General features: G+C 56.9%; 31 protein-coding genes. 16 read left to right on the plus strand and 15 right to left on the minus strand.

The window, feature by feature from the left end; all coding sequences use genetic code 11:
* Window positions 1-101: 101 nt before the first annotated feature.
* From RLO149_RS00630 to RLO149_RS00655, 6 genes are all read right to left on the minus strand, one after another.
* Window positions 102-1,064 (minus strand): DNA topoisomerase IB, encoded by a 963-nt coding sequence (locus tag RLO149_RS00630; RefSeq protein ID WP_013960108.1) that lies wholly within the window; start codon window positions 1,062-1,064, stop codon window positions 102-104.
* On the minus strand, window positions 1,061-1,276 hold the full coding sequence (locus RLO149_RS00635; protein WP_013960109.1) for a hypervirulence associated TUDOR domain-containing protein: 216 nt from the start codon (window positions 1,274-1,276) through the stop codon (window positions 1,061-1,063). The genes RLO149_RS00630 and RLO149_RS00635 overlap by 4 nt, the downstream gene beginning before the upstream one ends.
* 330 nt (window positions 1,277-1,606) lie before the next feature.
* Window positions 1,607-2,101: a ferritin-like domain-containing protein gene (locus RLO149_RS00640; RefSeq protein ID WP_013960111.1), complete on the minus strand. Its 495-nt coding sequence runs from the start codon at window positions 2,099-2,101 to the stop codon at window positions 1,607-1,609.
* A 146-nt stretch (window positions 2,102-2,247) separates the two neighbouring features.
* A complete protein-coding gene (locus RLO149_RS00645) occupies window positions 2,248-2,445 on the minus strand; it encodes a CsbD family protein (RefSeq protein ID WP_013960112.1) in 198 nt (65 codons plus the stop codon).
* An 82-nt stretch (window positions 2,446-2,527) separates the two neighbouring features.
* Window positions 2,528-2,713, minus strand: coding sequence for a PLD nuclease N-terminal domain-containing protein (locus RLO149_RS00650; protein WP_013960113.1), 186 nt, complete (start codon window positions 2,711-2,713; stop codon window positions 2,528-2,530).
* Between the two features lie 373 nt (window positions 2,714-3,086).
* Window positions 3,087-4,565: an NAD-dependent succinate-semialdehyde dehydrogenase gene (locus RLO149_RS00655; protein ID WP_013960114.1), complete on the minus strand. Its 1,479-nt coding sequence runs from the start codon at window positions 4,563-4,565 to the stop codon at window positions 3,087-3,089.
* An 81-nt stretch (window positions 4,566-4,646) separates the two neighbouring features.
* Here RLO149_RS00655 and RLO149_RS00660 point away from each other — a divergent pair, with 81 nt between their 5' ends.
* From RLO149_RS00660 to RLO149_RS00675, 4 genes are all read left to right on the plus strand, one after another.
* Window positions 4,647-5,429 (plus strand): alpha/beta hydrolase, encoded by a 783-nt coding sequence (locus RLO149_RS00660; protein ID WP_013960115.1) that lies wholly within the window; start codon window positions 4,647-4,649, stop codon window positions 5,427-5,429.
* Window positions 5,430-5,554: 125 nt separating this feature from the next.
* Window positions 5,555-6,778, plus strand: coding sequence for a M24 family metallopeptidase (locus RLO149_RS00665; protein WP_013960116.1), 1,224 nt, complete (start codon window positions 5,555-5,557; stop codon window positions 6,776-6,778).
* Window positions 6,779-6,926: 148 nt separating this feature from the next.
* Window positions 6,927-7,190, plus strand: a complete 264-nt coding sequence (locus RLO149_RS00670) for a hypothetical protein (RefSeq protein ID WP_013960117.1) — start codon at window positions 6,927-6,929, stop codon at window positions 7,188-7,190.
* 13 nt (window positions 7,191-7,203) lie between these two features.
* The gene (locus RLO149_RS00675) at window positions 7,204-7,851 is read left to right on the plus strand and encodes a DUF1523 family protein (RefSeq protein ID WP_044025492.1); all 648 of its coding nucleotides are present in this window, start codon (window positions 7,204-7,206) and stop codon (window positions 7,849-7,851) included.
* A gap of 15 nt (window positions 7,852-7,866) precedes the next feature.
* Here RLO149_RS00675 and RLO149_RS00680 read toward each other — a convergent pair whose 3' ends face one another.
* A complete protein-coding gene (locus RLO149_RS00680; RefSeq protein WP_013960119.1) occupies window positions 7,867-8,247 on the minus strand; it encodes an HIT domain-containing protein in 381 nt (126 codons plus the stop codon).
* Between the two features lie 356 nt (window positions 8,248-8,603).
* Between RLO149_RS00680 and smpB the strand changes: the two genes are divergently transcribed.
* The 3 genes from smpB (at window position 8,604) to RLO149_RS00695 (ending at window position 11,217) form a co-directional block, all read left to right on the plus strand.
* Window positions 8,604-9,092, plus strand: coding sequence for an SsrA-binding protein SmpB (smpB, locus tag RLO149_RS00685; RefSeq protein ID WP_013960120.1), 489 nt, complete (start codon window positions 8,604-8,606; stop codon window positions 9,090-9,092).
* Window positions 9,093-9,178: 86 nt separating this feature from the next.
* Window positions 9,179-10,033, plus strand: a complete 855-nt coding sequence (sseA, locus tag RLO149_RS00690) for a 3-mercaptopyruvate sulfurtransferase (protein ID WP_013960121.1) — start codon at window positions 9,179-9,181, stop codon at window positions 10,031-10,033.
* Window positions 10,033-11,217: an amino acid aminotransferase gene (locus RLO149_RS00695; protein WP_013960122.1), complete on the plus strand. Its 1,185-nt coding sequence runs from the start codon at window positions 10,033-10,035 to the stop codon at window positions 11,215-11,217. Before sseA ends, RLO149_RS00695 begins: the two co-directional genes overlap by 1 nt.
* Window positions 11,218-11,240: 23 nt before the next feature.
* On the opposite strand, the gene RLO149_RS00700 is transcribed toward RLO149_RS00695, so the two are convergent.
* The 3 genes from RLO149_RS00700 to RLO149_RS00710 form a co-directional block, all read right to left on the minus strand.
* Window positions 11,241-11,837: an NAD(P)H-dependent oxidoreductase gene (locus tag RLO149_RS00700; protein WP_013960123.1), complete on the minus strand. Its 597-nt coding sequence runs from the start codon at window positions 11,835-11,837 to the stop codon at window positions 11,241-11,243.
* A 232-nt stretch (window positions 11,838-12,069) separates the two neighbouring features.
* Entirely contained in the window at window positions 12,070-13,380 is a 1,311-nt protein-coding gene (locus tag RLO149_RS00705) for an ammonium transporter (protein ID WP_013960124.1), read from the minus strand.
* Between the two features lie 27 nt (window positions 13,381-13,407).
* Entirely contained in the window at window positions 13,408-13,746 is a 339-nt protein-coding gene (locus RLO149_RS00710; RefSeq protein WP_013960125.1) for a P-II family nitrogen regulator, read from the minus strand.
* A 257-nt stretch (window positions 13,747-14,003) separates the two neighbouring features.
* Between RLO149_RS00710 and RLO149_RS00715 the strand changes: the two genes are divergently transcribed.
* Window positions 14,004-16,190, plus strand: a complete 2,187-nt coding sequence (locus RLO149_RS00715; protein WP_013960126.1) for a transglycosylase domain-containing protein — start codon at window positions 14,004-14,006, stop codon at window positions 16,188-16,190.
* 11 nt (window positions 16,191-16,201) lie between these two features.
* Here the strand turns inward: RLO149_RS00715 and RLO149_RS00720 are convergent, their stop codons facing one another.
* Window positions 16,202-16,801 (minus strand): MlaC/ttg2D family ABC transporter substrate-binding protein, encoded by a 600-nt coding sequence (locus RLO149_RS00720; RefSeq protein WP_013960127.1) that lies wholly within the window; start codon window positions 16,799-16,801, stop codon window positions 16,202-16,204.
* 14 nt (window positions 16,802-16,815) lie between these two features.
* The gene (locus RLO149_RS00725) at window positions 16,816-17,547 is read right to left on the minus strand and encodes an MlaA family lipoprotein (protein WP_044025154.1); all 732 of its coding nucleotides are present in this window, start codon (window positions 17,545-17,547) and stop codon (window positions 16,816-16,818) included.
* A 505-nt stretch (window positions 17,548-18,052) separates the two neighbouring features.
* On the opposite strand from RLO149_RS00725, the gene RLO149_RS00730 reads away from it, so the two are divergent.
* From RLO149_RS00730 to RLO149_RS00750, 5 genes are read left to right on the plus strand one after another with little or no spacing between them, the layout of a single operon-like run.
* The gene (locus tag RLO149_RS00730) at window positions 18,053-18,511 is read left to right on the plus strand and encodes a RidA family protein (protein ID WP_013960130.1); all 459 of its coding nucleotides are present in this window, start codon (window positions 18,053-18,055) and stop codon (window positions 18,509-18,511) included.
* Window positions 18,508-19,272: a glycerophosphodiester phosphodiesterase family protein gene (locus RLO149_RS00735; RefSeq protein WP_013960131.1), complete on the plus strand. Its 765-nt coding sequence runs from the start codon at window positions 18,508-18,510 to the stop codon at window positions 19,270-19,272. Before RLO149_RS00730 ends, RLO149_RS00735 begins: the two co-directional genes overlap by 4 nt.
* Window positions 19,273-19,321: 49 nt before the next feature.
* Window positions 19,322-20,509 (plus strand): GNAT family N-acetyltransferase, encoded by a 1,188-nt coding sequence (locus RLO149_RS00740; protein WP_013960132.1) that lies wholly within the window; start codon window positions 19,322-19,324, stop codon window positions 20,507-20,509.
* Window positions 20,506-20,802, plus strand: coding sequence for a 4a-hydroxytetrahydrobiopterin dehydratase (locus tag RLO149_RS00745; protein ID WP_013960133.1), 297 nt, complete (start codon window positions 20,506-20,508; stop codon window positions 20,800-20,802). Before RLO149_RS00740 ends, RLO149_RS00745 begins: the two co-directional genes overlap by 4 nt.
* Window positions 20,803-20,808: 6 nt before the next feature.
* Window positions 20,809-21,654 (plus strand): mechanosensitive ion channel family protein, encoded by an 846-nt coding sequence (locus RLO149_RS00750; RefSeq protein ID WP_013960134.1) that lies wholly within the window; start codon window positions 20,809-20,811, stop codon window positions 21,652-21,654.
* Window positions 21,655-21,710: 56 nt separating this feature from the next.
* Here RLO149_RS00750 and RLO149_RS00755 read toward each other — a convergent pair whose 3' ends face one another.
* Window positions 21,711-22,199, minus strand: a complete 489-nt coding sequence (locus tag RLO149_RS00755) for a peroxiredoxin (protein ID WP_013960135.1) — start codon at window positions 22,197-22,199, stop codon at window positions 21,711-21,713.
* A 95-nt stretch (window positions 22,200-22,294) separates the two neighbouring features.
* Between RLO149_RS00755 and RLO149_RS00760 the strand changes: the two genes are divergently transcribed.
* Genes RLO149_RS00760 through RLO149_RS00770 form a run of 3 tightly spaced genes read left to right on the plus strand, consistent with a single transcriptional unit; the run spans window position 22,295 to window position 24,256 of the window.
* Window positions 22,295-23,503, plus strand: a complete 1,209-nt coding sequence (locus RLO149_RS00760; RefSeq protein WP_013960136.1) for an NAD(P)/FAD-dependent oxidoreductase — start codon at window positions 22,295-22,297, stop codon at window positions 23,501-23,503.
* A complete protein-coding gene (gene rsmD, locus RLO149_RS00765) occupies window positions 23,500-24,057 on the plus strand; it encodes a 16S rRNA (guanine(966)-N(2))-methyltransferase RsmD (RefSeq protein ID WP_013960137.1) in 558 nt (185 codons plus the stop codon). The genes RLO149_RS00760 and rsmD overlap by 4 nt, the downstream gene beginning before the upstream one ends.
* A 16-nt stretch (window positions 24,058-24,073) precedes the next feature.
* Complete coding sequence (locus tag RLO149_RS00770) at window positions 24,074-24,256, plus strand: hypothetical protein (RefSeq protein ID WP_044025155.1); 183 nt, start codon at window positions 24,074-24,076, stop codon at window positions 24,254-24,256.
* Here the strand turns inward: RLO149_RS00770 and map are convergent.
* Window positions 24,253-25,137, minus strand: a complete 885-nt coding sequence (map, locus tag RLO149_RS00775; RefSeq protein ID WP_044025494.1) for a type I methionyl aminopeptidase — start codon at window positions 25,135-25,137, stop codon at window positions 24,253-24,255. The two genes, RLO149_RS00770 and map, sit on opposite strands and share 4 nt — an antisense overlap.
* Before the next feature lie 53 nt (window positions 25,138-25,190).
* Window positions 25,191-25,898, minus strand: a complete 708-nt coding sequence (sfsA, locus tag RLO149_RS00780) for a DNA/RNA nuclease SfsA (protein ID WP_013960139.1) — start codon at window positions 25,896-25,898, stop codon at window positions 25,191-25,193.
* Between the last annotated feature and the right edge of the window lie 28 nt (window positions 25,899-25,926).

The raw sequence follows: 25,926 nt of genomic DNA on the forward strand, positions 1-25,926 counted from the left end.
CAAATAGGGCCCTCAGTCAAGTTTTTTGTTTTGGTATTGGCCAAGAGGCGCATCCTTAGAACAGGTGTCGAACAGACAATGGTGAATCGAAATCGGGGGTGCTATTGCGTAGCAAGAAGGCCCAAAAGCCGCTGTTCTGCGGCGAACAGACCGTTGCGCTTTATGGGATCAAACGATTTTGCGGGTTGCCCGGCCAAATCAATGACCGCCGGGTGAATGTAGCTGTTGCGCGCTACCGTCGGCGTATTGTGCAAACGTTCTGACGCGGCGGTGGCCATGTCTTTGATCGTTGCATCGCCCTTTTCAGCGCGCAGGAATGCGGCCAGCGTGCCAGCCCATGTGCGAAAGGTCTTTGCGGTAATTTCCGCGCCGCCCCCGGCTTCCTTGAGGTATGCATTCAGCTGGTGGGAGGACAGGGTATGCGGCTTACCCGCGTCATCAACCCAAGTGAGCAAGGTCGCGCCGGGCAAGTCATGCGCCAGATGCAGCAACCGTTGCAGCTTCCGGTTCGTCATAACTTTCCTGACCTTTTGTCCACCCTTTGCTTTGAAGTTAAGCTCGATGTTGTCATCGTTCAGCGACAGGTGACGCCTGCGCAGTGTCAGCGCTCCGTAGCTTCCGTTTTGCTGCGCATATTCCGGATGCCCCACCCGAAGGGCTGAGCGGTCAATCAGGGTCGTGGCGGCTGCCAGGACGAATTCCATGTCACCGGGATCAGCCGTGAGATCACGATCAACGCGGGCTCGGATAGTGGGCAGGGCCTCACCAAAGGCTGCGAGTTTACCGAACTTCGTATCAGACTGCGCGGCAGACCATTTCACGTGATAGCGGTATTGCTTGCGCTTGCGCACATCCCGCCCGGTTGCTTGCAGATGGCCGTTGTGTTGAGCGCAAATCCAAACGTCTTCATATGCGGGTGGGATCGCCAAGGCATCGATACGTTTGCGTTCAGCGCCGCGTGCGATGGTCGTGCCATCAGGAGCAATATACGAAAAACCCCGCCCAAGGCGACGCCGAGAAATGCCCGGATCTGCGTCCGACACATATACCAGTTGTCTGCTCACAATTTGTCGACTTCGGATGATAACTTCAGAACCGCGTCGCCATCTTTCTGCTTGATGTATAACGCGGGATCATCTTGCGAACCATTGCGGGTAACCTCGGTTCCTTTGATCTTACGCGTGGTCTTTTCTGCAAAAATCGATTGCACTTTACCTGTCGCAGTGCCGCTGCCCCACGCCCACTGCACCTCGTCCCCTTCTTTGATCTTTGCCACTTTAAACCTCGGTTTTTGCTACACCTTGTGAACGGCCCAGAGCGGTTAAAGGTTCCAAGACAATGTTCGACCAATATGAAAAGGGAAGGATTGACAGTTCGTTCTGCATCAAACTTGCGCTGCGTCCGAACTCCGCCGCACGACCTTGGGCGCGATCGCACGAGACCATTATTGGGTGCATCCTCGACGTGGCCTCTTGGACCTGTCCCAACACCCGTAGTTCAGGCCCAGAAAACCGATGCGACCCCTGACGCAGCACAAAAAAACAGCGGCGATGATAACGTTCACCGCCGCTGTGTACTCGTTACGCGTTTCGTACCGTTAGAATAATCAAGCCGCGCTGGCGTTCACGCCACCTGTTGCGATGCTCGTCATCGTCCGGTCACCGTCATATGTCTTGTTCAGACAGTCTTGAAGGATAGCGCCATCTTCATCATGACCGAGGCGGTTGGCAAAGGCTGTCAGGCAGCCGTAGCCAGCAAGCGCGTAGTGCACCATGCGCTGATATTGCGTGATAATCATCGCGTCGCGTGACGCATCGTCCCCAAAGTCCGCATTCAGGACGTGTGCTTTGGCTTCGGCAACAAGGCCTTCCATGCCCTTGCAATGCTCACCGTTGGGGTCGATGTTGTGCTTGCTGCAAATCTCTGCGACCTTCTCCATCCCCTCGTTGATCCCGTTGGACCCCGCGATCAGCGCTTTGGACAGATCGGTGTCCGATGCGGCTTGACCAAGTTCGGTCAGCACGCTCAAAGCCTGTTTGTTCGCGCTCCAAAGGTCTTGCAATTGGTCATGGTAGACGTCTTCGAGTGAATTGATTGTCATCTGACATTTCCTTTCCTTGATCGTTTTTTCGCGCTGAGGAACGAGCAATACACAATCGCGTCCTGCTCGTTTTGCGCTTTGTCGGCTTATTCTGTTGCATTCTGAACAGACTGGGGCAGCATTTCACCGCCGCCCCGTCGACACCGTCAGTGGCTGCTGAGAAACTTGTCCACTTCAGCTTTTACTTCTTCTTTGGTCTTTCCGTACTTCGCTTGGATTTTGCCTTCCAGCGCGTCGCGGTCACCGTTGACTTCGGCTATCTCGTCATCCGTCAGTTCACCCCATTGGGCCTTGACTGAGCCGGACATCTCTTTCCATTTTCCTTCGATTTGATCCCAATTCATGTTGATAACCTTTCCATGGATGTGTTTATTCGCCCGCACACGGTGTGGGGCGGGTTTTTCAGTCGCTGAGCAGTCGTGGGTTCTAAGTGGTTGCGGTGGTCCCACGTGGCCCCGCGAAGAACCAGACGAGGAAGCCGACAATCGGCAGGACGAGGACGAGAAGCGTCCACAGCGCTTTTGCTGCGAGCGATGCGCGGCTCGATACGATATTGATGATCGCGTAAACGTCCGCGACCAAAATCAAAAGTCCGAGAATGCCATATTCCATTGGAGAGCTTCCTCCGTTCGTGGTTCAAGGTGTTAACCACTCGGAGACTGTTTTGTTCCATCACGCCGTGCCCGCTGAGACGCGCTTAGCGCCTTGGCGGGTGGTAATTGCTTAGCAACTTATTGGAATGTCGCCCTTTTTCTTCTGTTTATTAAATAATCGCGCGGCGGCAGCATGTGCATGTATTTGCCCACCTGAAGCGTTATGACCACTGATCGACGCCCACGCAGGCGACGGGCGTAAGGCCAAACATCACTGTGTTGGACGAGCGGAAATACTCATGCACGGATGATCAACGTCGGGCGGGTACTTGGCTTTTGTGCAAACAGGGGCATTCAGTTTCTCATGAACGCCCCTGTTGTTAATGGGTAAATCACACACTCATGCAGATGTATTTCATCTCAAGGAAGTCTTCGATGCCGTGGTGTGATCCCTCCCGGCCCAGCCCGGATTGTTTCACACCGCCGAAGGGGCCGAGTTCGGTTGAGATGATACCCGTGTTCACGCCCACGATGCCGTATTCCAGCGCCTCTGACACTTTGTAAACGCGGCTGAGGTCCTTGGCATAAAAATACGACGCAAGACCAAAGATCGTATCATTGGCCATTGCGATCACATCATCCTCATCCTCGAATTTGAACAGAGGGGCGAGGGGGCCGAATGTCTCTTCCTGCGCGACTTTCATGTCTTGGGTCACACCGGTCACAATCGTCGGCTCAAAGAACGAGCCACCCAGATCGTGCGGTTTGCCGCCCGTCAGCACAGCACCACCGTTTGAAACCACGTCGTTCATATGGTCCTGCACTTTTTCGACGGCTTCTGTGTTGATCAGCGGGCCGGTTGTCACGCCGTCCTCAAGACCATCGCCGACGCGCAACCCTTCGACGGCGGTTTTCAGCTTTTCGGCAAAGGCGTCATAGACCCCGGCCTGAACGTAAATTCGGTTCGCACAGACACAGGTCTGACCGTTGTTGCGGAACTTGCACATCATCGCGCCCTCAACGGCGGCATCAAGATCCGCGTCGTCAAACACGATGAACGGGGCATTCCCACCCAGTTCCATAGAGCACTTCATGACCTGATTGGCGGCCTGTTTCAAAAGAATGCGACCGACTTCGGTTGAGCCAGTGAACGTCAGCTTGCGCACGCCGGGGTTTTCGCAGAACTCCTTGCCGATCTCCGAAGACGACGACGATGGTACAACGTTGAAGACACCTGCAGGGATGCCTGCACGCTCTGCCAGAACACCCATTGCGATGGCGGACAACGGCGTCTCAGCCGCCGGGCGGGCCACAAAGGCACACCCGACCGCAAGGGCAGGGGCCGCCTTGCGGGTGATCATCGCGTTGGGGAAATTCCACGGGGTAATCGAGGCGGCAACGCCGATGGGTTGCTTGAGCACGATGATACGTTTGTCGCGCTGGTGCCCCGGAATGGTCTCTCCGTAAACGCGTTTTGCCTGTTCCCCCATAAACTCGATAAAGCTCGCCCCATAGGCGATCTCGCCCTTGGCCTCGGCGTGAGGCTTGCCCTGTTCCGCGGTCAGGATGGTCGCAAGATCGTCCGCATGCGCCATCATCAGATCAAACCACTGGCGCATGACGCCTGCGCGCTCTTTCCCGGTTTGGGCCGCCCAGTCCTTCTGCGCCACCTCAGCGCGCGCGATGGCTTTGGCCACTTGCGCGCGGCTCAGATCCGCGACCTGCGCGATGACGTCGCCGCGTGCGGGGTTCGTGACGTCAAAGGTGCCGTTATCCCCATCAATCCATGCGCCATCCACATAGGCGCGCGTTTCCAGCAGGCTGGGGTCCTTCAGCAGTGATTTGAGGTTGGTTGCAGGCATGTCTTTCATTTGTCGTTCTCCCGAAAATGGCTGTTGTCTGCATTTCAAGTCTGACAATGATTGTCCAGTTCCACAAAACAGGAGGCGTGGATGAAACTGGATGATGCCTATGCCAATGCCGCCCATATCCCGCAGGCGGCGCAGTATCCGCCGCGCTGGTCCGAGGCGGCCGCCGCCTTTCGCGAGGCGATGGGTGCGCGCGCAGACCTTGGTGTGTCCTACGGGCCGAGCGCGCGGCAGGCCTATGATCTGTTTCATGCAGAGGGTCCGGCCCATGGAACGATGGTTTTCGTGCATGGGGGCTATTGGCTGAAATTCGGACGCTCCACATGGTCGCATTTTGCCAAAGGCGCATTGGCGCGCAATTGGAATGTGGCGATGGTCGAATATGATCTGTGCCCCGATGTGACGATCGCGCAAATCACCCGACAGGTCGCGACAGCGATCACGTCGCTTGCGGCGCGGCTCGATGGCCCGATGACCCTGAGCGGTCATTCAGCGGGCGGGCATCTGGTGGCGCGTATGCTGGCACCGGGCATGCTTGAGCCGGATGTGGCAGCGCGCATTCAAAAGGTCGCGCCGATTTCCCCGGTGGCGGACCTGCGCCCTTTGCTTGAAACCTCGATGAATGCGGATTTCAAAATGGACCTCGCCATTGCCGCAGCCGAAAGCCCCGTCTTGCAACCGCCCCCGGACACGCCGGTGTGCATCTGGGTCGGGGCACAGGAACGCCCGGTCTTTCTGCAACAAGCCGCCGCCCTTGCTGGGGCGTGGTCGGTGCCACAGGTGATCGTGCCGTCAAAACACCATTTCGATGTGATCGACGCGCTGTGTGATCCGCAAAGTGACCTTGTCCGTTATCTGACAACGTAAAAAGGCTTGATCGGTGCGCGTGTTTCGGCCAAGACGCTTGCAGGCTGTGGGCGATGGCGTCGCCCGAGAACCTTCGCCTTGATTGTCCTGAACGCCGGGACAGTTCAGTCAAAGGAGATGCGTCTATGACCACTCAATCCAAAACCGCACGTCCCGATATGTATCGCTATCACAACGGTGAGAAATCGCCGCTGCCTTTTGCCGCTGCAGAATACGAAGCGCGCCTGTCCGAGTTGCGTGAGCGCATGCAGGCCGTTGGCGCACAAGCCGCTGTTTTCACCTCAATGCACAACATCGCCTATTACTCCGGGTTTCTGTATTGCTCCTTTGGCCGCCCCTATGGTCTGGTCGTATCGGAATCCGAATGCGTGACCATCAGTGCAGGCATTGACGCAGGCCAGCCATGGCGGCGCAGTTTTGCGGATAACATCACCTACACCGATTGGCAGCGCGACAATTTCTGGCGCGCCGTTGCGTCGGTGACGGGCAAGAACAAGGTTGTCGGATATGAGGGCGATCACCTGACCCTGATCCAGCGGGACAAGATGGAGGATTTCCTTTCCCCGATGTCCATGGTGGATGTCTATGACACCACCATGCAGCAGCGCATGCATAAATCCGAAGCCGAAATCGCGCTCATCCGCCATGGTGCGCAGGTCGCGGATGTGGGCGGCTATGCCATTCGTGATGCGATCAAGGCCGGTGTGCGCGAGATCGACGTCGCCATGGCTGGCCGCGATGCAATGGAGCAGGAGATCGCCAAACGCTTTCCGGATGCGGAATATCGCGACACATGGGTGTGGTTCCAGTCGGGTCTGAACACCGATGGTGCGCATAACCCGGTGACATCCCGTGTTCTGGAACGGGGCGACATCCTCAGCCTGAACACCTTCCCGATGATTTCGGGCTATTACACCGCGCTGGAACGCACGCTGTTCGTTCAGGAAGTCGACAAAGCCAGCTTGGGCATTTGGGAAGCAAACGTCGCCGCGCATGAATACGGCATGAGCCTGCTCAAGCCCGGCGCGTCCTGTGCCGAGATCACCCACAAGATCAACGATTTCTTTGAAGAGCGGGATCTGTTGCAATACCGGACCTTTGGCTATGGTCACTCCTTTGGCGTGCTGAGCCACTATTACGGCCGTGAAGCCGGATTGGAACTGCGCGAAGACATCGACACGGTTCTGGAGCCGGGCATGGTCATCTCGATGGAGCCGATGCTGACCATCGCAAATGGTCAACCGGGCGCGGGCGGATATCGTGAGCATGATATTCTCGTCATCACCGAAGACGGCAATGAAAACATCACAGGCTATCCTTACGGTCCCGGCTTTAACGTCGTCGGCTGAGATCAATGCGATTTGCCAACTGACGCCCGGTCCGCCGGGCGTCTTTTCGTTCTGAGCCGTAAAAAGACGCAACTATTGCGGTCCCTCGGGCTGCAAGAGGCAAAACCGGTCCTATATCAAAGATAGAATAGGGAAAAGGACCAGATCTGTGGTATTTGCGCGTTTGATGGGAATGGCACTCGTTGCTCTGACGATTGTCTTTATCTGCCTGTGGTTTTACGCGCGTGCCGCCCGGCGCGAAAAATTGGAAGCGCAGTGGGATGAAAATCAAGGCCCCGGACGACGGGAAAGCTTTGTAAAAGCCGAATTGTCCACGTATGAAAGCACATTGAAGCGCAAGCTGATCTGGGGCGTTTATATCATACCCGGCTGTTTACTTGCTCTCCTGATATATGTGACCAATATGAGTTGAGGTGACTGATATGATGTTCTACGTGAAATGGGTTTTTATTCTGGTCTTTTGGGGCCTCATTGGATCCTTCCTGCATTATACCCTGCCTCAGGTGGATATCGTACGCATCACGGACACCTATGAAAAACGTGAAACACCCGGAACCAACAGCATATTCTGGTCGCGTGGCGGCGCGGGCACCGGAGAAGATGCAACCGGGCGCGACGTATTCTTCATTCAAACACGCATGGTGAATGACCGGATCATGGTTTATCGGAATGAGGATACGGGATGGAGTTGGCCGCCCTATTTGAAATTCGATACATCAAACCTTCAGGCAGAGGCCGCAGACCTGCGTTCAACTTCCGGGGACCCGCAATATGCGGCAGTGCGCCACTATGGCTGGCGGATCGAATTCCTGTCTGTTTTCCCCAATGCTGTGTCTGTTTGGCCTGTTGACGGGCCTGATGCCAGTAAACCCCTGCCTTGGGTGAACGGCATTATTCTTGCCATCCTTGGCTTTTTTGGCTTCGCCATCTGGAGGCGCTGGCGGCGGTTTCGTGAGGCGCGCATCGACCCGAAGCTCGAAGAGCTTCAGGACAGTTGGGAAGCGACCGAAGACGCCATGGCCGAGAAACGCAGCAGGTTGCGGCGGTGGTGGGCCATGCGGGCCAGTCGGTAAACCTGCAGCGGATCGTTATTCTGCTTTGGCGACCATGCGGCCCATATGACGCGCACCCAAAATATGCACGTGCAGGTGCGGCACTTCCTGCACACCGTGCTCTCCCGCATTTGAAATAAGACGGTATCCATCCCCGGTATTCAGACTGACGCCTTCCATTTCGCAGACCTTTCCTATGGTGCGCGTATAATCGACGATCTCCGCGTCCGACGCCTCGCTGGCGAAGTGATCGTAGCTTACATAGGCCCCTTTCGGGATAATAAGCACATGCGTCGGGGCCTGCGGGTAAAGGTCACGAAAGGCGAGGCTGTGCTCGGTTTCAAGCACTGTTGTGTTGGGAATTTCGCCGCGCAGGATTTTGGCAAAGATGTTCTGGTCGTCGTAAGAATAGCTCATGGGTCTCTTTCGATCTGAAAACAGTGTTTGATCCTGTGCAATATCGCAGGCAATTGCCCGAGGAACAGGGGAAACTGCGTCAGGGTGGCCTCGATATCTGATCTGATCACCATTTCTGCGCATCTGACAGGGGTTTTTATGCCCGCAACGCTGCTTGCGCCTCGTCGCAATAGTGTGTGTGGCGTCTACCGCGTTAGATCATCCATGGCGAAACACATAGATGGGGGTCTCGTCTAAGCGGCATAAAACCCAAGATGCGTGGACCCGTAGGTGTCACTGAATTTTCCTGCGGAGCGGCCTGACGCGACTGATGTCATTTACTTGCACCAAGACACCAAACTGCCTACATCACGGTCATGTCACAGGTGAAATCATCCTCCAAATCTGACCCGAACTACAAGGTTGTCGCTGAGAATCGCCGCGCGCGGTTTGACTACGCCATCGAAAGCGATGTGGAGTGCGGCATCATATTGGAAGGCTCCGAGGTTAAATCCCTGCGCGAGGGGGGGGCTAACATCGCGGAAAGCTATGCAGCTGTCGAGGACGGTGAGCTATGGCTCGTCAACAGCTATGTTGCCCCCTACAAACAGGCCAAAACCTTTCAGCATGAGGAACGCCGTCGCCGCAAGCTGCTGATCAGCCGCAAGCAGATGGCTGATTTCTGGAATGCCACGCAGCGCAAAGGCATGACGCTGGTGCCGCTGGTGCTCTACTTCAATCACCGGGGCATGGCCAAGATCAAGATCGGCGTCGCCAAGGGTAAGAAGCTGCATGACAAACGCGAAACAGCGGCCAAACGCGACTGGTCGCGGCAAAAATCCCGCTTGATGAAGGATCACGGCTGAACCGCGCTCTATCTTAGGTGCGCGGGCTTGCCAGTTTAGCCCCGTGGCGTTACCCAGAAATGGTCCTAGAGCGCAGGGGTAAGCTGATGACTGACGATCCGAAAACACTTGTTTCCACCGAATGGCTGGCAGAGCATTTGAAAGACCCTGACCTGCGTATACTGGATGCATCCTGGTATCTTCCCGAGGCCGGGCGGAACGCCAGACAGGAATATGACGAAGGCCACATCCCCGGCGCGCGCTTCTTTGATATCGACGAGATTTCGGACAGCCGCTCTGATCTGCCGCATATGGCGCCGCGCAGCGAGAAATTCACGTCCCGGATGCGCGCACTTGGTGTGGGTGATGGCCATCAGGTGGTTGTCTATGACGGTGCAGGGTTGCTATCGGCGCCGCGGGTGTGGTGGTTATTCCGGCTGATGGGTCAACAGAATGTTGCCGTGCTGGATGGCGGTTTGCCCAAGTGGAAAGCGGAAGGGCACGAAATCGAAGACATGCCCCCGATCGTGCGCGACCGCCATATCACGGTGCGGTTCCAAAACCATCTGGTGCGCGATGTCACGCAGGTGTCGGCTGCGTCCAAAATCAAGGATCACGCCATTGTCGATGCGCGCGCGGGCAACCGGTTCCGCGGCGAAGCGCCTGAACCCCGCGAAGGGCTGCGGGCGGGCCATATTCCCGGCTCGCGATCTCTACCTTACACAACGCTGTTAAATGACGACAAGACGATGAAATCGCCCGAAGAATGCCGCCAGATATTCGAGGCGGCCGGCGTGGATCTGGACAAACCGATCATTACCTCCTGCGGTTCGGGGGTCACAGCGGCCGTTCTTGCGCTGGCTCTTGAGCGGATGGGGCATAAGCACTGGTCTTTGTATGACGGGTCCTGGGCAGAATGGGGGATGTTCCCCACTGTGCCCGTCGCCACGGGAGACGCATGATGTTCGAGACCCTCAAGACGCGCCCCGCTGACGGAATCCTCGCATTGATGCAGATGTACAAGGATGATCCGCGCGACAACAAGATCGACCTTGGCGTCGGCGTCTACAAAGACGCGACGGGCCTCACGCCGATCATGCGTGCGGTCAAGGCTGCCGAACACACCCTGTGGGAAACGCAGGACAGCAAGGTTTACACGGGCCTCGCGGGCGACCCGGCATTTTCGGACGCGATGATCGCCTTGGTGCTGGGCAGTGCTGTGCCGCGCGACACGGTGGCATCCGTGGCGACACCGGGCGGAACAGGTGCTGTGCGACAGGCCTTTGAGCTTATCCGCATGGCGCGGCCGGACGCTCGGGTGTTTGTGTCAGATCCGACATGGCCCAACCACATTTCCATTCTGAACTATCTGGGGATGGACGTGGTGCGCTATCGGTATTTCGACAGTGAGACCCGCGGTGTTGATTTCGAGGGCATGATGGCCGACCTCAAGACGGCCCGTGCGGGGGATGTGATCTTGCTGCATGGATGCTGTCACAATCCAACGGGCGCCAATCTCAACCTGACTGAATGGCAGGCTGTGGTCGCGACACTGCTCGAAACGGGCGCGGTCCCAATGATCGACATCGCCTATCAGGGCTTTGGTGAGGGCCTTGAAGAAGACGCAGCCGCCACACGTCTAGTTGCATCCTCTGTGCCGGAATGCCTGATCGCGGCCAGTTGTTCCAAGAACTTTGGTATTTACCGTGAGCGCACAGGGCTGCTGATGGCGATCAGTCAGAACACGGCTGCGCGGAAACTGCATCAGGATACGCTTGGATTCCTGAACCGGCAAAACTTCAGCTTTCCGCCCGATCACGGTGCACGCTTGGTGACGATGATCCTGACCGACGATGCGTTGCGCGCCGATTGGCAAGCGGAACTGGAAGACGTGCGCCTGAACATGCTGGGTTTGCGCCAGCAACTGGCGGATGAGTTGCAGCGGCTCTCCGGCTCAAACCGGTTCGGGTTTCTGGCCCAACACCGCGGTATGTTTTCGCGGCTGGGCACCTCTGCGGATAAGGTCGAAACGATGCGCGAGAAGAACGGTATTTATATGGTGGGGGACAGCCGTATGAATATTGCAGGGCTGAACGCACAGACGATTCCGATGCTCGCCAAGGCGATCGTTGATGCAGGTGTTTGAACACTGTAACGGGCCTGCGGCGGCTAAACTGCCGGATCGGGTGGCAACAGCGTGAACCCGGCGTCATAGCTGCGATCCATTAGTGCCTGCCGCCGCGCATCCGACCCGCTGGACCCGTTGAGCACCTCAAGGCGGCGCGGGGACAGACCGAAATAGCCGAATGTGCCGTTCATCCAGACGGTTTCCAAGGCTGCTTTATAGCCAGCCGCGTCCATTTCGTCTGACCTTGCGCCCGCAGGAACAAGCAGCACGCCTGACCGGGGCCTGAGTAGTGACCTGTTGGGATCATCCAGCTGGTCATAGGCCCAGCCCCATGTCCAGACGCGGTCCACCCAACCTTTCATCATCGATGGCATGCCCCACCAGAACAGCGGAAACACAAGGCACAGCGCATCGGCGCGTTCTATGCGGGCTTGTTCGGCCACAACATCTGCCGGGTCCCTTGCCTGTGCGTCTCTTTCTATGTCCTCCATCGACCATAGCGGGTTGAAACCCTCGGCATGCAGATCAGTTAGTTCAACGGTGTGGCCAGCCGCCTGCGCGCCCTCCATGAACCGTTGTGCAACGGCGGCACTAAAGGATGTCGGATTGGGGTGATCCAGAACGGTCAGGACATGCATCGGTGATTTCCACAGTATCTTTCAGCCCAGCCATTTTAAAGACTGATCGTGTGATACTCTGCATGCTCAACCTCGCTTTAGGTCAAGTGCTTTTTTGTGTTTGGTCTAGGGGCCGACCCACCAACATGCGCCGTTATTCTGACCACGGGTTGGGTCGCTGCTTTCTGTGGGCATAAAAAAACCCGGGCGTTTGCACGCCCGGGTCATTGCTAACCCTCTGGGGAGGAAGGGGTCAGCCTTTTGCGAACTCAGGGTAGGCTTCCATGCCAAGCTCGGAGACGTCGAGACCGTTGATCTCGTCTTCTTCGCTGACGCGGATACCGATGACTGCCTTCAGGATGAACCAGACGACCAGCGATCCCACAAAGGTGAACACACCGTAGGCAACAATGCCTGTCAGCTGCGTCATCAGGTTTGCGTCGCTGTTGTAGAAGACAACCGCGATCGTGCCCCAGATACCGGCAAACAGGTGAACCGGAATCGCGCCGACAACGTCATCAATCTTGAACTTGTCCAGCATTGGAACCGCAAGAACCACGATGATACCGCCAACTGCACCGATCCAAAGCGCGCCAAAAAGCGTTGGGGCCAAGGGTTCGGCTGTGATGGACACCAGACCCGCAAGCGCACCGTTCAGCACCATTGTCAGGTCGGGTTTCTTATACAGCAATTGCGTCATGACCAGTGCGGTGACAGCACCCGCTGCTGCGGCCATATTGGTGTTGGCAAAGATGCGCGATACATCGGAGACATCGCCAACGGTGCCCATGGCAAGTTGCGAGCCACCATTAAATCCGAACCAGCCGAGCCAGAGGATGAACGTACCCAGTGTTGCAAGCGCAAGGTTAGAGCCCGGCATCGGGTTAACGCGACCGTCTTTGTACTTGCCCAGCCGTGGCCCGAGTACGATAGCACCAGCCAAGGCAGCCCAGCCTCCGACGGAGTGCACAACTGTGGAGCCCGCGAAGTCAGAGAAACCCATTTCGGACAACCAGCCACCGCCCCACTGCCAGGACCCGGAAATCGGATACATAAAGCCTGTGAGTACGACAACGAATGCCAGAAACGGCCAAAGTTTGATGCGTTCTGCCAAAGCGCCGGATACGATGGACGCTGTTGCAGCGACAAACACGAGCTGGAAGAAGAAATCGGACCCTACAGACGCATAATCAAGCGCTGCATCAGCGGCGGCAACACCGACAGGGTCGAGCACCGTTTGCCCGCCCAGTGCGAAGAACCCATTGAAGTCGCCGGGATACATCGTGTTGAAGCCGACCATCCAATACATGATCGCAGCAATCGAATAGAGCGCGATGTTCTTGGTCATCTGCATGGTGACGTTCTTGGACCGCACAAGCCCGCCTTCGAGCATCGCAAAACCTGCTGCCATGAAAAAGACGAGAAAGCCCGCCATACAGAACAGCAAAGTGGTCATGATATACGGGCCGATCTCGTCAAAGCCCGGTGCCGCGTCCTGCGCGACTGCCAGCGACGGCAGCGCAATGAGCGCCGCTGCGGTGGCGAATGTCTTAATGTTTGTCATAATACTTATCCCTAAGTTGTCGCAGCTTCAGAGCGCGTCTTCGTTTGTTTCACCGGTCCGCACGCGAACAGCCTGATCGACCCCGAGCACGAAGATTTTCCCGTCTCCGATCTTGCCGGTATGTGCGGTCTTGGTGATTGTTTCGACGATCTGATCGACGGCCGGTTCCGGCACGACAATCTCGATCTTTACCTTCGGCACGAAATTGACAGCATATTCTGCGCCGCGATATATTTCTGTGTGGCCCGATTGTGAGCCGAAGCCCTTAATCTCAGTGACCATCATGCCACGCACGCCAGCATCGGTGAGCGCCTCGCGCACCTCTTCCAGCTTGAAAGGCTTGATTGTTGCAATGATGAGTTTCACCTCGTGTCCCCTTAACTGTTGCAGGATTCCCTGCGGTGGTTGTGGCGATAGAAAACGACAGGGACACAGGGCATTGGAAGTTTCCGGCATGACATTGCAGGCGCTAATCCGGAAAAACGATTAAAATATAGGCTATCAAATATTTTTGCCTAAAAAATAATCAAATAAATGATCAACATGACGTGCCGGAGCGGGTCACAATTTGTGAAAAAGCCGGTTAGAGTGTCGAAAACAACAACGGGCCGGGCAGGTTCTTCATGAGTAATACATCCAAAGGTAAAAAGCCCTTGGTCGCGGATAAACGTTATGTGTCCCGCAAGGCAAAAACGGCGAAACCAAAACCACGGCAAGCAAAGAAGAAGCCGCGCCGTGTGGCCAAGCAACGCGGCGGCATCATCGGGTTTTTCCAACGGATCATCCGGTGGGTGCTTCGGCTGATCTGGCGCATTACGTGGCGTGTTGGGTTCGTCACGGGGCTCGTGCTTGCCTTGGTGGTTGGCTATTATTACACCACGCTGCCGCCAGTCGATCAGTTGCTTGACGCGCGTGCGCGCGGCTCAGTCACGATGCTGGATCAGGACGGTCAGGTATTTGCGTGGCGCGGCGATCAATTCGGCGGCGTGGTGACCGCGCAAACCGTGTCGCCACATCTCAAGAACGCGATTATCGCCACCGAGGATCGCCGTTTTTATCGTCATTTCGGCATCAGCCCGCGTGGCATTGCAAGTGCCGTGCGCATCAACCTGAGCGAGGGGCGTGGGCCGTTGCAAGGTCACGGCGGGTCAACGATCACACAGCAGGTGGCAAAGCTTTTGTGCCTTGGGGTGGCTTTTGACCCCGAAACGCAGACCGAAGCGGAATATGAGCGCGAGTGCCGCCGCGGCACGGTCAAGCGCAAGGCCAGCGAAGCGATCTATGCGCTTGCGATGGAGGCAAAGTACTCCAAGGATGAAATCCTGACCATCTACATGAACCGGGTATTTCTGGGTGCGGGCGCGCGCGGGTTTGAAGCGGCGAGCGAGCGCTATTTTGGCAAGTCGGCTGCAAATGTGGAACCGGCAGAGGCGGCCATGCTGGCAGGTCTTTTGGTGGCACCGACACGTTTTGCGCCCACAAATGATCTGACACGCTCGCAACGGCGGGCAGCGACAATTGTGCGGCTTATGAACGAACAGGGCTATTTGAGCGATGCTGAGGCGCGCAACGCACAGCAGAACCCCGCGCAATTATCGCAAGCCGCTGAGGCGCGTTCAGGTGGGTATTTCGCAGATTGGGTCATGTCCTCTGGCCCGGAGTTCTTTACGCGTAAAACGACGGAAGATGTCATCATCAAGACAACCCTCGATCAGCGCATTCAGCGCAGTGCCGAAGAGGCGTTGAAATGGGTCTTTGAAAACAAGGTGCGCGAAGGCAGCAAGGCGCAGGCGGCCATCGTCGTCATGTCCGCAGATGGTGCGGTGCGTGCCATGGTCGGCGGGCGAAATACGAAAGTGTCTGGCGCTTTTAACCGGGCGGTGCAGGCCAAGCGGCAAACCGGTTCGGCGTTCAAGCCGTTTGTTTATGCCGCAGCGCTGGATCTCGGTTATTCACCGAATGATACCGTTACGGATGAGCCACTTACGATTGATATTCCAGGATCTGGCCCATGGTCGCCGCGCAACTATACGAACAAGTATTACGGCAAAGTCACATTGACCCATGCGCTGCGCGACAGTCTGAACATCCCGGCAGTCAAGGTTTCTGAATTTGTGGGGCGCGACCTTGTGCGACAGGTTGCAAATGGTTTCGGATTGGAGAGCGACCTTGCTGCGGGGCCCGCGCTTGCGTTGGGCGCATCGGAAAGCACGTTGATTGAAATGACAGGGGCCTATGCCGGCATCCTGAACGGCGGCTCATCTGTACAGCCATACGGGTTGGTCGAGCTTCGGCTTATGGGCGATCAGGAGCCGTTGATGGGCACTGGTGGCGGTATTGGTGAACGGATCATTCAGGAACAGGCCGCCCGTCAGATGGTCTATATGATGGAGAAGGTCGTCTCTGAGGGGACCGGGCAGCGTGCAGCTTTTGGCAATTGGCAGCTGGCGGGTAAAACAGGCACGACGCAAGCCGCGCGGGACGCCTGGTTTGTGGGTTTCTCCGCCGAGTACGTGGCCGGTGTCTGGATGGGGTATGATGACAATACGCCGTTGACCGGTGTCACGGGCGGTGGTTTGCCTGCAGAGATCTGGCGTGAGACGATGGCCCGCGTGCATGAGGGGATGCCGCTGACGCCGCTTCCGCTACAGACACCGGGCGATAATGGTCGCACACGCGAGGACGACAGGGATAACAATCGGAACAGCGGCGGGGCCGTCGGCCTGCTGGAAGGTCTGCTGCGCGATATTCTAGGCGGAACTGGCGGCGGCGGGCAGCCGCCGAAAAATGTCAGCGGTTCGGATCGTTGATCCCTGTCCGATTACCCTGCTTTTTTCAGGTCATTGACAACAGCATTGATATCGCCGCCGCGTTTGTCCAGCATTGAACCGATTTCCGTGCGTTCGGTCAGCAAAAGATTGACGCCTTCAATATAAATATTGAAGAACTTGTCACTGCCAGAGCGGTCAGACACATGGAAAGAGACGTCAAACGGGCTTTCTCCGCGCAGGTATGCCTTGGTTTTGACCTCATAGCCGGAGCGGATTTCCTTGACGGATTGAACTTCGACCCGGCCACCGATGAAATCGCGGAAACGCTTGCCGTATTTGCGGGCGATATATCCTTTGAAGGCGTCAGCAAAAGCGCGCTTTTCAGCACTGCTGGCGCTGCGCCCGTCATTGCCCAAGGCGTATTGAGCCATGATGTTGACGTCGGCGTATTTCACAAACAGACGCTCAAGATCACCGAGAATGGCTGCATCAGATTTGCCTGAATTGATGACTGCCTGCAACTGCGCGACAACGTCATCTACGAGGGTGCGGGCCTGCTGTTCGCTCAAGGCGAAGGCCGGTGCCCCCAACAAGCCGAGGAAGCCTGCCGTGGCTGCGAGGAAAGTGCGTCGGGTTGGTTCAAACCGCATGTCTGCTCTCTTTGTTATTCTGCGTAAGGATCAAGATAGGGATCTTCTTCGGCTCCGCCAGAGCTATCAAGCTCAAACCGTCTGTTTTGCAGGTAAACTGATCGCGATTGGGCGTAACTATCGGCACTGTCGTACAGGATAGAATCAATGGTCCCGCTGATCTTGTCGCGGGTATTCAGCCAAGACCCCGCGCGCGCTGTAGGCGGCACATACTGCTCAGGGCTGGTATCAATGGTCGCAAAGGTCAGCGGGTTGGTAAAGAAGTCAGTGACAAAACCGACCGCGTCACGCTGCGTCGACGGCCCAAAGATCGGCAGTTCGATATAAGCACCCTCACCGACACCCCAAACGGCCAATGTCTCACCGAAATCTGTATCGTGTTCCGGGATGTTCAATTCGCTGGCCGCATCAACGAAGCCCGCAAGTCCAACCGTTGTATTCACCAGGAACCGCGTGGTGGCGAGGCCAGCGCCGCGCAGATCACCCTGCAAGAGGCTATTGACCGCAACACCGGGCATCGACAGGTTTTCGGAAAAATCATTCACCCTGTCGCGTATTTCGACCGGCAAAACCGCCGCATACCCTTTTGATACTGGACGAACGAGGTTTTTATCGAGACCCTTGTTGAACCGATGAACGGCTCTGTTCTGCGATTCATAGGGGTCGTTGATCCCATCGGTGCGCGTTGCCGGATCCTGAGACGTAGCACATGCAGATAGCGCAAGAGCCACCACCATAAACGACATGGGTTTTAAAAACTTCTGAATACGGGCAAAATCTAACAATTGCGGTACCTTATGGTTGTGGTCCGTTCCCACGGAGCTCTGGTCTGTGCGATCCGAATGACACGGTCCTAAAATCTTCGGTGCGTGCGAACGTCGGTCACGGGTTCGGCGCGCAAGTGTACATCCGGCTTACCTACTAAACCGTAAGCGACTTGGCGTCATTCGAAAAACACCTGTGCAAGATGCATGTGTCGCCTTGGCGCGTCAACAAGCGCGGCGGGATATTGCCTGACGCTTGCCGGATGTGTCTTTTTGCTCTGCGGGGCGGTGTTCGCGCACTGGTTCTGTACCGTCGTCCGGATGATCACTGTCTTTCGCGGAGTTTGTCGATTTTTGAGGCCAGGGAGCCAAAATTTGACTGGACGCGCCACACGCGGGCCTTAAAAGGTGGGGCTTGGTGCGTTTTGCAGGGTCGCGTCGCCACTGGTCTACCTCATACGATCAGACCCGATAACAGGAGTTTAAAATGAGCTTTACATCCCGACTTGCAGAACTCGGAGTATCTCTTCCAAGTGCGCCAGCACCTGCGGCGAATTATGTGCCCTATGTCAAAACCGGGAACACAGTCTACGTGTCGGGTCAGATCTCAAGCGATTCGCAAGGCATGATCACTGGCAAACTGGGCGAAACCATGGACATCGAGGCGGGGGCCGCGGCGGCGCGCTGCTGTGCGATCAGCCTTTTGGCGCAGGTTCAGGCGGCCTGTGACGGGGATATCGAGCGTTTGGTCCGGGTGGTCAAACTGACGGGCTTTGTGAATTCAACCGCTGAGTTTACAGATCAACCCAAAGTCATTAACGGGGCATCCGATTTTCTGGTCGAAGCTCTGGGGGATGCAGGGCGTCATGCGCGCTCAGCGGTTTCGGCGGCGTCTCTACCTTTTGGTGTCGCGGTAGAAATTGAAGGCATTTTCGAAGTTCAATGACTCCTCTTCTACCTGAGGCGTTTCTTAGCCGTCCTCTTGCCCACCGCGCGCTACACGACATCAAACAGGGCCGTCCGGAAAACAGCCGGGCGGCAATAAAGGCTGCGATTTCTGCCGGTTACGGTATTGAGATCGACATTCAGCTGAGCGCAGATGATCAGGCCATGGTGTTTCATGACTACAATCTGGCGCGCTTGACAGAGGCGCAGGGCCGTGTGCGCGATACCTCTGCTGCCGACTTGCAGAAGACACAGTTGCGCGCGGGTGCAGAAGGCATTCCCGGCTTGCCTGAAATCCTTGATCTGGTTGCGGGGCAGGTGCCTCTGCTGATTGAGATCAAGGATCAGGATGGGGCGATGGGCCCCTCAATCGGTCCGCTCGAAGCCAGTGTGGCACGGGCTTTGCAAGGGTATGCCGGGCCCGTCGCGCTGATGTCGTTCAATCCCCATTCGGTGGTTCGTTTAGCAGAATTAGCACCGGATATCCCGCGGGGGCTGGTGACGAGTGCCTATAAACCATCGGTACACTTGCATGCGTCAGTGTGTGATACATTGCGCGAGATACCCGACTATGATCGGGCGGCCTGTGCGTTTATCAGCCATGAAAAAGACGACCTTGCCCGCCCGCGTGTGAGCGAATTAAAGGAAAACGGTGCGCGAATCCTGTGCTGGACGGTCAGATCGCCCGAGGAAGAAGCGCAAGCGCGCCAGATCGCTGACAATATCACCTTTGAGCAATATCTCGCGCCGATTGCTGCTTGATCAAATTGGCCAGTGCCACACATAACCCTTGTAAGATTGGGATGGGATTATGTCAGAGCAAGCAGTTGAAATTCGGCTGATATCTTCCCTGCGGGAGATTGGCCAAAAAGAGTGGGACGCTTGCGCATGTCCCGAAGAAACTGACGGTGCGCGTGCAATCGACCCCTTCACGACCTATCGCTTTCTCGATGCGTTGGAACAAAGTGGTTCTGTCGGCACCGGCACCGGCTGGCAGCCGCAGTATCTGACCGCTTGGATATCGGGCAAGCTGATTGCCGTGGCCCCGATGTATGCCAAATCGCACAGTCAGGGCGAATATATTTTCGACCACAACTGGGCGCATGCCTATGAGCGCGCCGGGGGCAGATATTATCCCAAACTGCAGATCGCGGTGCCGCATACGCCTGCGACGGGGCGACGCTTCCTGATTCGCCCGGGGTTTGAGGAAACCGGCTTTGCAGCGCTCACCCAAGGGGCGGTTGAGTTGGCCACAAACAACCGTGTGTCATCGCTCCACGTGACGTTTTGCACGCCGCAAGAGGCTGAGCGCGGTGCGGAACTGGGGCTGATGCGGCGCAAAACGCAGCAATTTCACTGGCTCAACGATAAATACGCGGATTTTGACGTCTTTCTGGACACGCTCAGCTCGCGCAAGCGCAAAAACATCCGCAAGGAACGCGCAAAAGCGCAGGCGTTCGGTGGCACTATTCAAACGTTCACAGGTGATGAATTGCAGCCAGAGCACTGGGATGCGTTCTGGGCGTTTTATCAGGATACCGGCGCGCGCAAATGGGGCACGCCCTATTTGACCCGCGCGTTTTTCGATGTCGCGCAAGAGACCTTGCGGGACGATATGGCCCTTGTTTTGGCGGAGCGGGACGGGCGTTGGGTTGCTGGTGCTTTGAATTTCATTGGCGCAAACACCCTGTTTGGTCGGTATTGGGGCTGCACCGAACACCACCCGTTCCTGCATTTTGAATTGTGCTATTATCAGGCGATGGATATTGCCATTTCGCTTGGTCTTGATCGCGTGGAGGCGGGCGCACAGGGCGAGCATAAACTGGCCCGCGGTTACTTGCCGACTCCAACTTGGTCATTGCATTGGGTTGCTGATCCGGGTTTTAGAGACGCGATTGATCAATATCTGACGGCTGAGCGCGAGGCCGTGGATCAGGAAATCAGCGTGCTGACCACCTACGGTCCCTTCAAGCGCGCCAAAGTTGAGGAACAGGAATGACAGAAAAGCTAAGCACCGAAACGCGCGGCCCTTTGCTGGAGCCGCTTTTTGCCTCAGGCTGGGAAATGGTCGACGAGCGGGATGCGATTACAAAGACTTTTGTTTTCGAAAATTTCGTCGATGCCTTTGGCTGGATGACACGCGTTGCGATCTGGGCTGAAAAATGGAACCACCATCCTGAGTGGGACAATGTTTACAAAACGGTGAATGTGGTGTTGACCACACACGATGTAGGCGGGCTGAGCACATTGGATGCAAAACTGGCTCGTAAAATGGATAGTCTGACAGGATAAGGTAAGATGCAGGGATTATTGCAAACTGAAGTATGGCAGGGAAAGACGGTCGCAGATCTGCTTTCGATAGAATTTTTGATGTCTGCAGTCGGATCTGTCGTGGCGGCCATTGCGATACTGATCCTCGGCTGGATCATTTCGGCCTGGCTTCAGGGGCGGGTCCGTGCGCTTGGGCGCAAGCATAAGAACCTTGATGATATGTTGTTCGACTTTCTATCGGCCATTGTCAGGTATCTGGTGCTCGGCTTTGCAATCCTATTTGTCCTGAACACCTTTGGCGTCCAGACCACATCGGTGGTTGCGGTTATCGGTGCAGCCGGTCTTGCCGTTGGTCTGGCCTTGCAGGGCACTTTGTCCAACATCGCGGCTGGCGTGATGCTGATCCTGTTCAGGCCGATCAAACTGGGTGACTTTGTCGATGTCGGCGGGACAATGGGCACGGTTCAATCCCTGACCCTGAACTTTACCGAACTCGCAGACCTCAGCAATGCGCAGGTTATCATCCCCAACGCGCAGGTTTGGGGCAATGTGATCACGAATTACTCTGCCAATGCCACGCGCCGCGCTGAATGGACGTTTGGTGTAGGGTACGGCGTGAACCTCGCGGAGGCCGAGAGGATCATTCGCGATACAATCATGGCTGACCCACGTTCCAAAGCCGACCCAGCGCCGTTCATTCAGGTCAACAACCTCGGCGCAAGCTCGGTCGATTTTCTGGTGCGGGTCTGGTGCGATGCGGGTGAATTGTTCGGCTATCAGGCCGATATGAAACGCAAGGTCAAAGAGGCCTTGGATGCTGGCGGCGTGGATATCCCATTCCCCACAACAACCATCGTTCAAGCGGCAAGTTAACGCTGCCACGACATAAAGCAGCCCGGGTGACAGATATCGCCCGGGCTGACTTGTTTCTACATGTTCGCCAAAAGCGCCTCACCAGCGGAGACTTCGCAGGTGCCGGGGCTCTCTTCTTCCTGCAGCAAGGTCACCTTGCCGTTCTCAACCAGCATTGCATAGCGTTTGGACCGATCCGTCAGCCCTGCGGGTGGCGCGCTGAAGTCCATGCCAAGCGCTTTGGTGAATGAACTGTCCGCATCGCCAAGCATTGTAATGCCTGCTGCCGTGGCGCCAGTCGCTTCGCCCCATGCCTGCATGACGAAAGGGTCGTTCACCGAAACACAGATGATCTCCTCCACGCCCTTGGCGTCGAACTGTGCTTTCGTGCGCACGAAGCTTGGAACATGTGCGGAATGGCACGTGGGCGTGAACGCGCCCGGCACTGCAAAGATTACAACCTTACGGTTGTTGGTTTTCTCGGCCATTGAGACAGGCGCTGGTCCCTCCGCACCCATGTGCACCAGAGTTGCGTCGGGAAGTTGATCGCCTTGCGAAATTGTCATGTGCTAAGCCTTTCAGGTATTTGCGTTTGGTCTTGGCAAAGATATAGGGTGCGGGGTCTTGGGCGACCAGTAGTTTCCGATAGGGGGAGAGCAATATGAGCCATGTCGTGGTTATAGGAGCGGGTCAGGCGGGATCGTCCTGCGTGGCCAAGCTGCGCAACAGCGGGTTCGACGGTCAGGTGACCCTGATCGGTGCGGAAGCGGTTGCACCCTATCAGCGCCCGCCCTTGTCCAAGGCCTATTTGATGGGCGAGATGGCGCTTGAGCGTCTGTTCCTGCGGCCGGAACGGTTTTATGCGGAAAATGACATCGACCTGCGTCTGAACACGGTCGTGGATGCCGTCGATGCCGGTGCGCGCAAGGTCCATCTGGCAGGCGAAACGCTGGACTTCGACGATCTGGTCTTTACCACAGGGTCTACCCCGCGCCGTCTGCCTGCCGCGATTGGCGGCGATCTTGGCCATGTCTTTGTGATGCGTGATCTGGCGGATGCTGATGCGATGACATCGCATTTTCGTGCAGGCGCTCGGGTCTTGATCGTTGGCGGTGGGTACATCGGGCTGGAAGCCGCAGCGGTGGCGTCCAAATTGGGGTTGCGTGTGACCCTCGTTGAAATGTCTGACAGAATTCTGCAACGCGTTGCCGCGCCGGAAACAAGTGATTATTTCCGTACTCTACATATGAGGCACGGCGTCGATCTGCGCGAGGGAATCGGGCTGGAACGGTTGATAGGCGCTGAAACAGTGACCGGTGCCCAATTATCAGACGGCTCGGAAATCGCGGTTGACTACGTGATTGTTGGGGTTGGTATTTCGCCGAACACCGGGCTTGCCGAAGCCGCCGGGCTTAAGATTGATAACGGGATCGCTACGGATCAGCATGGGTGCACCTCGGCGCCGCATGTCTGGGCGGCGGGGGATTGCGCGTCTTTTCCCTATCAGCAAGGGCGTATCCGGCTCGAGAGCGTGCCGCATGCCATTGATCAGGCGGAAACCGTGGCCGAAAACATCATGGGCGCTGAAAAGGAATATACCGCCAAGCCTTGGTTCTGGTCGGATCAGTACGATGTAAAGCTGCAGATTGCCGGGTTGAATACAGGCTATTCAGATGTTGTCCCGCGCATTGGTGAGGGGCAAACGGCGTCATTCTGGTACTACAAAAGCGACAGGCTTTTGGCTGTGGATGCGATGAACGACCCGCGCGCCTATATGATTGGAAAGCGGTTGATCGAGGCGGGGAAAACGGCGGATCGCACCCTCGTTGCGGACCCATCGGCAGACCTCAAGCCGCTGTTGCAGGGGTGAGAATTATCGCAGGCCAGTTTCGCAGCGTCGCGCTTGCCAGCGTGGGCAAAGGCGACGCCGCCGCGCACCTGCGCCCAACGACGGACCGCGTGCGCGAAAGCCTGTTTAGTGTTCTTTCCCATCACGATGTGATCGACGGCGCGCGTGTGCTCGACCTGTTTGCAGGGACTGGCGCTTTGGGGCTTGAGGCCCTGTCGCGCGGGGCGGCGCATGTGAGTTTCGTGGATGATGGGCGCGTTGCGGGGCGTTTGCTGCGGGAAAATATCCGCAAATTGCGGGTTGAAGACCTGACGCAGATACACCGCTGCGATGTGCGTCAGTTGCCAGAGTGTAAATCGGCGCCCTTTGATCTGGTGTTTCTGGACCCACCCTACGGCAAGGGCCTTGGCGCGGCCGCCCTTGCACGTGCCGAGGCGGGCAACTGGCTGTCACCGGATGCGTTCGTGGTCTGGGAAGAGGCCAGCGCGATGCCGCCGCCCGCAGGATATACCGAGGTCGATCACAGGAAATACGGCGACACACATATCACCTTGTTGTCGAAAACCGCCCCATGATGTGCTAGGCTGCGATATGTTCGCAACCTCCCTGTCGCATCTTTGGTCCATGCCCGCGCGGGACACAGCCAAACCAGAACCGCCACGCAAAAGCGCCGGGCCGGTGTTTATCGGCGATGCGGTGCAGCCGTGGGGCGGTGAAACACTGTTGCTGGCCTTGCTGCGCGAAGAGGCGTCAAAGCGTATGGACGATGCTTAGCCGGATGTCGGGTGGAACCTGCCAGCAGGGGACAGCGTAAAGATCTCCGCACCATCCGCCGTCACACCGATGGAATGTTCGAACTGCGCAGAGAGTGTTTTATCCCGTGTCACTGCGGTCCAGTCGTCGGCCAGCGTTTTGGTTTCGGGCCGCCCCAGATTTACCATTGGCTCAATGGTAAAGAACATGCCTTCTTCCAGAACCGCGCCGGTGCCGGGTCGGCCATAGTGCAGGACGTTGGGCGGTGCATGAAACACACGCCCCAACCCATGACCGCAGAAATCCCGCACGACTGACATGCGGTTGTTTTCCACGAAACTCTGGATGGCATATCCGATATCACCAAATGTGTTGCCGGGTTTGACGGCTTCGATACCGAGCATCAGCGCGTCATGCGTCACCTGAATGAGTTTCTGTGCCTTTTTCGGCGCGGTGCCTGCCACATACATCCGGCTGGAATCACCAAACCAGCCATCCACGATCGCAGTGACGTCGATGTTCAGGATGTCGCCATCGCGCAGCACATCGTCATCGCGGCGCTTTTCCGGATCCTTGGAAATTGTCTCGCTACCACTTTTCGGGATCGGCGCGCCGGGAATGCCATGGCAGACGACATTGTTGACCGAAATGCAACTGGCGTGTTTATAGCCTTTGTAATTGATCGTGGCAGAGGTGGCGCCCGCCTCTTCGACCATCTCTTCGATCTTCTTGTCGATGGCACCCGTGGTCTGCCCGACGAAAACAAGATCGGCAATGTCGTCCAGTATCCGCGCCGTCAGCGCACCGGCCTTGCGCATGCCTGCGAAATCTGCGGCGTCGTATATCCTGATGCCGTCCTTGGTCTGGCGGCCTTTGAGGTCCTGATTCACCTGCGTCTCCATCGTGCGTCTTTCGCGGCCTTCTAACGCGCCTTGGGTGCGAGAACCAGACCACATCACAGGCGAATGGAAATCGCGTCTGCGACCTCAATGCCCTGCGCCGAGATATTGGTGCCCAGACAAAGAGTTTCAACGCCAGCGTCCCGTGCGCTGCGAAATGCCGCGGCGTAGGTCGGGTCGATATCCTCTGCCAGCGTGAAACTTGTGCAATCCGTGCGTTGCACAAGGTAAAGCATGATCGCTCGATGACCCGCCTGCGCCATAGTGGCCAGTTCTTGCAGGTGTTTGGCGCCGCGCGCCGTGACACTGTCGGGGAATTCAGCCTGCCCGGTCTGGCGGCTCAGGGTCACGCTTTTGACTTCGACATAGGCATCCGGCAGGCCTTCCTCGCTCAAAAGAAAGTCAATCCGGCTGTTTTGACCGTATTTGACCTCGGGTCTGACGGTGCCATAGCCCGACAGGGCCTCCACATGTCTGGCCTTGAGCGCTTCTTTCAGCACGCGGTTAGGCAGGGAAGTATCCACACCGGTGAAATGCCCGTTCTCGTGATCCACCAGACGCCAGCCGAATTTGAGCTTTTTCTTGGGGTCATCGTTCGGTTCAAGCCAGATACGGGTGCCGGGTGCTGCCAGACCCATCATGGAGCCGGGATTGGCACAATGGGCCGTGACCTCTGCACCGTCGGCATCAAGCACGCAATCCGCCAGAAAGCGTTTATAGCGGCGTGTCAGACGGGCGGAGACAAGTTCGGTTTGAAAGCGCATGATCTGAGGTCTATACCTGCCGCGAAGA

Origin of the sequence: Roseobacter litoralis Och 149, assembly GCF_000154785.2 — a bacterium.
Lineage (GTDB): Bacteria > Pseudomonadota > Alphaproteobacteria > Rhodobacterales > Rhodobacteraceae > Roseobacter > Roseobacter litoralis.